The following is a 6,800-nucleotide window of genomic DNA, read 5'->3' as shown; positions in this document are numbered from 1 at the left end:
TCGGCTGCGTTTCGGCGACGGCGTCGGTGACGCCGGCGGTCTTGACGGAGGACAGCTCGGTCGACGACTGCAGGTCGGCCTTGGTGGCGGCGGTGCCGGTCTTCTCGGTCACCGAGACATCACCCCAGCCGCCCTTGTCGTCGGAGGCCTTCTTGCCGAAATCGTCGATCAGCTTGCTGACGCGCTCGTTATAGGCATCGGCATCCAGCCCATCGAACTTGCTCGACAGAAGGTCGAGCAGCTTATCAAGCGACAGAGCTGAGATCTGGCCATTTTCGTTGATGGAATTGCCGATCAGGTCGGCATGCGCCGTCTCAGCCCGGAATCCGGACTTGATTGCATCGAAAATTGTGCTTGTCACTGCAGCTTTGCCTTTCTCCCCACCCTGAACCCTTTGGAGATGAGTGGCTACTATCTGTGTGTTAAGCCGGTTAATATTTTTGTTAATCCGACGTTACGGCGGAACTAATAATTCAGCTTTCCAGGGGGTGCAACGCCTGGAAACCAGTAAGACTGGCCACTATAGTGGTCACATTGCTGCCACATTAGCTGCACTGTCTTCGTTTTGTTTTTTGAATTATTTGCCAGAATCCGAATCGCCCAAATTAAGGCAACTACTGGCTAACCATCCCACGGAAAAGTTGAGAAGCGGTGGCTTACTCGCGGAGCCACGATTGAAAACATTAGGAAATTCTTAACCAGTTGGCGGCGAGGGCCGCAAAAATGCGCGCCATGAGCGAAAGCGAGAATTTTTTGTGAATATCGCAATTTTGCAATCTATGAGCGGGCGTTCCCGCCGCCTCAATCAGTGATTCGTGTCCGCTGCCGCTCACAAACCGGGCTGCACGCGGCGAATCAGGCCGTGATCTTCGGGGGCCGGCGGCTGTTTCCGGCGGATGTCCGAAAGGCCGGGCGCGCTGGTTCCGGCTTGAACCGCGCCATCAGAACCAGGCGCGCACGGTCATGCCGGCGAAACGGCGCAACCGCTTCCACGGGGGCATGGTCCCGGACAGGATGTTCTCCAGAATACTGTCCGTCGTGTCGCGTCGAAGCGACGTTCGCGGGTGGAGGAATGCCGCCGGAGCAGCGCTTCCCCCGTCGCTCGAATAGGCGACCGCATAGCCGGCCCCTTTCAGGGCGCGCAAGACCGCGGCGTTGTAACGGCCGAACGGGATTGCGGCAGACGACACCGGAACTCCGCAGATCGCCTCGAGGGCTTCCTTCGAGGTGGCGAGTTCACGCTGCAACTCAGGTGTCGAAAGGCTCGACCAGTCGCTGTGCGCCACGCCGTGGCTGCCGATACGCATGCCCATCTGCATCAGCTCCCGGATCTGGCCCGCATCCAGCGATCCGGCCTGCCCGGTACGCCCGGACAGGACGAAGAACTCCGCCTGAAGGCCGCGCCTCAGCAGTTCCGGAGCGGCAATCAGGAGGTCGGAATCGTTGCCGTCGTCGAAGGTGATGGACAGGCGCTGCCGATCCGGATGCGCGGCGATGCGATCCAGCGCCACGCGGAACCGGTCGACGCCGAGCCAGTAGCGGGACTCGCCTGGCTCCAGCACCCGGCCGGGCTCGCCCACACCGTGAAAGATGAGAATTCGCCGTTCTTCCGCCGCCGCCATTGCTAGGTCCGCGTGTTGGCCTGGAACTCGGACACGGGCCGCAGCGGCATCAGGGCGCTAAACAATGCCGCCCGATGCGGCGAACCCCGCCAGAACCGGGCCGCCTGGCCGGCCGCCACGCCCAGCCGGAACATCGCCGTCGGGAAGGCCCCGTGATGGCGCCCATAATAGCGGATCCGGTTGGAGGTCAGAAGCGCATAAAGGCGCGGGCTCGCGCCGCTGCCGCCCGAGGCATGCATCACCTTCGATCGGGGTTCGTAGACGATGTCAAAGCCGGCCTCGCGCGCCCGGCGCTGATAGTCCACCTCCTCGCTGTAGAGAAAGAAGCTCTCGTCCCACTCGCCGACGATACGCCGGGCCCGGGCGGAGATGAGGAGTGCCGATCCGGTCGCCCATTCGATCGTGCCGCTCTGATCGTAGCGGGACGGCTCGCCCACGACCTCGCCCCAGCCGAGCCGCGCCGCCAGCGTGCCGCCGAGGATCGCCTCGGCCCATGCGGTGAGCATGGACGGCTCCCGCCGCAGGGTCGGATCGAGCGTACCGTCCTCCCGGTAGTTCGCGGGAACGACGATGCCGACCGAGCGCGCCACGAGATGATCGAGCAGCGGCCGCACCGCGTCGGGATAGAGCCTAAGATCGGGATTGAGCACCAGGAGATGCGACTTCGGGTTCACGGTCGAGGCGCCGGCATTGATGGCTGCGGCATAGCCGGCGTTTCGTCCCATGCGAATGACCTTCGGGCGGAGCGGATGCGCTTCCGCCAGCTCCGCCGACCCGTCGCGGGAATCGTTGTCGACGATGATCACCTCGAAGCGATCGACCCCGTTCAGGCCGGCCGGCAGCGATCCGAGCAGGGCCGGAAGGGCGGAGGCGCTGTTGTAGGTGACGATGACGACGGACACGGTGGCCGTCGCATCCACGCCTTCGAGCACGGCGGTGATGTCCTGATCTGTATCTGCCACTTCCGGTCTCCCTCGCTTTTGGGCACGCCGCGGCCCGACGGGTCCTGGCCTAGTGGCTCAGGTTGCGATCCACGAACCGGGCCAGCGACCCGACGGTCTCGAAGACCTCACCGGTGAAGTCGCTGTCGTCGATCCTGAAGCGGAACCGCTGTTCCAGCGCGGCCGCCAGGCTGAGGACGGCGAACGAGTCGAGTTCCGGTATGTTGCCGAACAGGGGCGTCGAGGCGAGCTCGATCCTGCCCCGGTCTTCTATGCCGAGCGTCTCGATGATGACGTCCTTCACGGCTTCGAGCGTTGACGTGTTCATGCTGCCCTCTCACTGTCTGAAACGAGATCCTCAAGGATGTGCGCTAGAGAAGAACCTCCGCCGGCATCGGGTGGCCGAGAAAAGCCGTCGGGCTGGCGGTCAGGCCATAGGCGCCCGCCTGAAAGATCACGACGAGATCGCCGACATCGGCATGCGGCAGCATGACGTTGTCGCCCAGAAGGTCGAGCGGCGTGCACAGGCATCCCACCACCGAAACGCTCTCCAGCGCGGTGTCGCGCATCCTGTTTCCGATGACGATGGGATAGTTGCGGCGAATGACCTGCCCGAAATTGCCGGAGGCTGCGAGCTGGTGGTGCAGGCCCCCGTCGACCACGAGATAGACGCGACCGCGCGAAACCTTGCGATCGACGATGCGCGTGACGTAGACGCCGGCTTCGCCGACCAGGTACCGGCCGAGTTCGATCACGACGCGGGCATCGGGAAGCTGCGGGCGGATGGCTCCCTCGACGAGTTCGCCGAGCGTATGACCGACCGGAGAAAGGTCCAGCGGACGATCCTGATCGAAATAGGGAATGCCGAACCCGCCGCCGAGGTTGAGATAGCGCACCGGCGAGGGGCACGCGTCGGCGAGCCGCAGGAGCAGCGCGACGTTCTTCGACAAGGCCTCGCAGAGGATGTCGGCATGCAGGTTCTGCGAGCCGGCAAAGACGTGGAAACCGAGAAAATCGAGATCGGTCTCAGCAAGCGAGCGCAAGAGCGCGGGCACCTCCTCGACGTCGACGCCGAACTGCTGCGGGCCGCCGCCCATGCGCATGCCGGATCCCTTGACCTGGAAGTCCGGATTGACCCTGAGCGCCACGCGCGGGCGGATCCCGAGCCTGTCGCCGATCTCGACCAGGCGGCGCGCCTCGTTCGGGGATTCCATTTCGATCGTCACGCCGGCAGCCACCGCCTGCGTCAGTTCCGCCGTCGTCTTGCCCGGGCCGGCAAAACTGACCTGCGACGGCGGCACCGGCGTGTCGAGCGCGACCTTCATCTCCAGCGCCGAGGCGACGTCGAGTGCGTCGACCAGGCCGGCGAGATGCTGGACGACCGCCGGCATCGGATTGGCCTTGACCGCATAGCTCAGCTTGACCGCCGCGGGCAGCACCGAGCGGAGATAGGCGACACGCGAGGTGATCAGCTGCCGGTCATAGGCGAAGAACGGCGTGCCGCCGACGCGCTCGGCCAGTCGATCGAGCGCCACACCGCCGACGGCGAGGCAGTCTCCGGCGACCGCAAATTCCGCAATGGACGGGTGTGCGCTCACGAACTTGCTCGCTCCCTCAGCAGGACCCGGTCGAACTTGCCGTTCGGGTTGGTTGGAATGACGTCCATTTCGATGACCTCCGAAGGCACCATGTACTGCGGCAGCCGCTTCCTGAAGGCCGCGATCAGGGCTGTCCTGTCGAGCGTGCCCGTGAGGGGGCTCGCGACGAGGACGATGCGCTGTCCGAGTGCAGCGTCTTCCACGCCGAGCGCGACGGCATCACGGACCAGGCCCGTGGCGTAGGCGACCTCCTCGATTTCGGTGGGGCTGACCCTGTAGCCGGACGTCTTGATCATCTCGTCCTTCCGCCCGACGAAGAACAGGAAACCTTCCTCGTCGGCGACCACCGTGTCGCCGGAGAAGACGGCGATTTCCGGTGCCCGCCAGCTGGTGTCGACGCCCGGGAGCGGCCGGAAGCGTTCGGCGGTGCGCACCGGATCGTTCCAGTAACCCAACGCCACCAGCGGGCCGCGGTGCACAAGCTCGCCGTGCTCGCCGGGCGCGCAGCGCGATCCGTCCGGCCTGACGACGAGGATTTCGGCGTTGGGGATGGCCTTGCCGATCGAATCCGGCCGTCGGTCGATCTCGGACGGATCGAGATAGGTCGAGCGAAAGGCTTCCGTCAGCCCGTACATGAGATAGGGCAGCGCCTGCGGAAACAGGGCGCGCAGCCGGTCGAGCGTCGCCTTCGGCATGCGTCCGCCGGTATTGGCGAAATAGCGCAGCCGCGCCGCCACTTCGGTCGGCCAGTCCAGCTCGGCGATCTGGATCCAGAAGGGGGGAACGCCGGTGATCCCGGTGACGCCATGCTTTTCGCAGAGCCTTATGACGTCGCCGGCCAGAAGGAAATTCATCAAAACGACATGGGCGCCCGAATTGAAGGCCGTCGTCAGCTGGCTCAATCCGGCATCGAAGCTGAGCGGCAGCGCCGACAGGATCGTGTCGTCGGGGCTGTTTGCGAGATAGTGGCTGACGCTTTCGGCGCCGACGATCATGTTGCGATGGGTGAGAACGACGCCTTTCGGCTTGCCGGTGCTGCCGGAGGTATAGAGGATCGCCGCCATGTCGCAGTCGACCGTCCGCATCTCCGGTTCCGGCGCGACGCCGCCTGCGAGCAGTTCCGCCCAGCCATGCGTCTCGCGTCCTTCCGCCTGCGTCTGGCGGTCGTCGACATAGGCGTCGTCCACGAGGATGACGTTGCGGAGCTTGTCATTGTCGACGATGAATTCCCGGAGCTGCGCGAGGCGGTCCGGCGAGGTGACCAGCACCCGCACATCGCAGTTGCCGAGGATGTAGGCGACCTGCTGCGGCCTGAGCAGCGGGTTGACCGGAACGGTGACGCCGCCCGCAGCCGTCGTGCCGAAGATGGAAACGACCGTTTCGATGCGCTTTTCCAGGAACACCGCGACGCGATCCTCGCGCCTGAGCCCGATCGCGGCCAGCGCTGCGGCGAACCGGCAGACCTGCTGCCAGAGCTCGGCGTAGGTGACGGTCGAGGTCTTGTACGTGACCGCCGGGGAGGCCGCGTGCCCATGGGCCGCCTGTTGCAGCAGATGGGCCAGGTTGGTCTTGATTGCCGGTCGCATGTATCGCCGCACTCCTTGCTACCAGGGCACGCAGGTGAGTTCGCTGTAGAGGTAGTCGACTTGGCTGGATGCCACCCTGTTGCTGCGAAACATCTTCGGACGCGGCGAAGGCAGCAGGATGGAATACTTCGGCCTCGAGCGGACGACGCGCGTTTCCGCAAGCGTCGCCACGATGCCGTGATGGGTCAGCAGATGGCTGTAGACATGGCGGGCGGCGCGCTCGAAGAGGGCCGGATTGCCGACATGGAGGATCGAGGCGAACAGGCGGAGCCTCTTCCGGCTGTCCCTGCGGAACATCACATAGCAGCACTCGCCGTCCTCGATCACCGCCAGATGATGGGCCGCCGGGGCGGCGGCATGGTCCCGGTAGATCTCAAGATCGCGCCCCGTCAGGCTCTGCTCGATCGTTGCCGGATCGGAGACGATGCGCAGGCGCGTTCCCGATCGCGGCCAGGGCCAGTTGGGCACGAGCGCCGTGGCCGTATCCAGGTGCTGGAAATTCAGCCGCGCATTCAGCGGAACGACATTGCCGCTCGGCGACAGGTCGGTGAAGGTATAGCCGTCCTGGGCCAGCATGGCCCTGAGGAGCCTCAGCCCGTGCGCGCGATAGGCCTCCAGCACGCACCAGGCGGACAGATTGCAGAAATTCTCCAGCCGGTCGTCCACGCGGCGCTGGGAATAGAACGCGACATAGGCGCCCAATACGCGCTCGCCGTCCACCAGCATGAATCCGTGATTGGGCGATGCCGATGGCCAGGTCGGACGGATGGCGGCAGCCCAGGCCGACGGCGACAGCCGCCCGTTCAGCTCGGCATGAAGGAAGGCGGCGACACGCTCCACATCACCGGACGTGATCGGGCATATCTGGATGTTTTCGGCAGCCGATCTGACCTCAGAGTGTAGCACTGTCCCTCAATTCCTTCGCATGCGTCCCCAACCGGTCGCCTGGGCCCATTGCAAGAATTTATAGCCACCTGCCGGGCCGAAGGTAGTTCGACAAAAGGTCAGGTCCCTATCCCCTTTGCCGACTGGAGAGTTACGGTTTGCGAGTCG

General features: G+C 64.7%; 7 protein-coding genes. All 7 read right to left on the bottom strand.

Annotation, left to right across the window (positions count from 1 at the left end; genetic code table 11):
• Positions 1-361 (bottom strand): hypothetical protein (locus P0086_RS25010; protein WP_275790800.1); only part of this gene is annotated, 361 nt, incomplete at its 3' end.
• 580 nt (positions 362-941) lie between these two features.
• Complete coding sequence (locus tag P0086_RS25005) at positions 942-1,622, bottom strand: polysaccharide deacetylase family protein (protein ID WP_275790799.1); 681 nt, start codon at positions 1,620-1,622, stop codon at positions 942-944.
• Positions 1,623-1,624: 2 nt separating this feature from the next.
• Positions 1,625-2,584 carry a glycosyltransferase family 2 protein gene (locus P0086_RS25000; protein ID WP_275790798.1) on the bottom strand — a complete coding sequence of 320 codons (960 nt, stop codon included), beginning with the start codon at positions 2,582-2,584 and terminating at the stop codon, positions 1,625-1,627.
• 49 nt (positions 2,585-2,633) lie between these two features.
• Positions 2,634-2,891, bottom strand: coding sequence for an acyl carrier protein (locus tag P0086_RS24995; RefSeq protein ID WP_112598706.1), 258 nt, complete (start codon positions 2,889-2,891; stop codon positions 2,634-2,636).
• A gap of 43 nt (positions 2,892-2,934) precedes the next feature.
• The gene (locus P0086_RS24990) at positions 2,935-4,161 is read right to left on the bottom strand and encodes a pyridoxal-dependent decarboxylase, exosortase A system-associated (protein ID WP_275790797.1); all 1,227 of its coding nucleotides are present in this window, start codon (positions 4,159-4,161) and stop codon (positions 2,935-2,937) included.
• Positions 4,158-5,747 carry an acyl-CoA ligase (AMP-forming), exosortase A system-associated gene (locus tag P0086_RS24985; RefSeq protein ID WP_275790796.1) on the bottom strand — a complete coding sequence of 530 codons (1,590 nt, stop codon included), beginning with the start codon at positions 5,745-5,747 and terminating at the stop codon, positions 4,158-4,160. The genes P0086_RS24990 and P0086_RS24985 overlap by 4 nt, the downstream gene beginning before the upstream one ends.
• A gap of 18 nt (positions 5,748-5,765) precedes the next feature.
• Positions 5,766-6,653 carry a hypothetical protein gene (locus P0086_RS24980; RefSeq protein WP_275790795.1) on the bottom strand — a complete coding sequence of 296 codons (888 nt, stop codon included), beginning with the start codon at positions 6,651-6,653 and terminating at the stop codon, positions 5,766-5,768.
• Positions 6,654-6,800 lie beyond the last annotated feature (147 nt).

The sequence above is a fragment of the Mycoplana sp. MJR14 genome, assembly GCF_029210525.1.
Taxonomy (GTDB): Bacteria; Pseudomonadota; Alphaproteobacteria; order Rhizobiales; family Rhizobiaceae; genus Mycoplana.
Note: the sequence above shows the minus strand (reverse complement) of the source record. Positions and strands in the feature narration are given on the sequence as shown.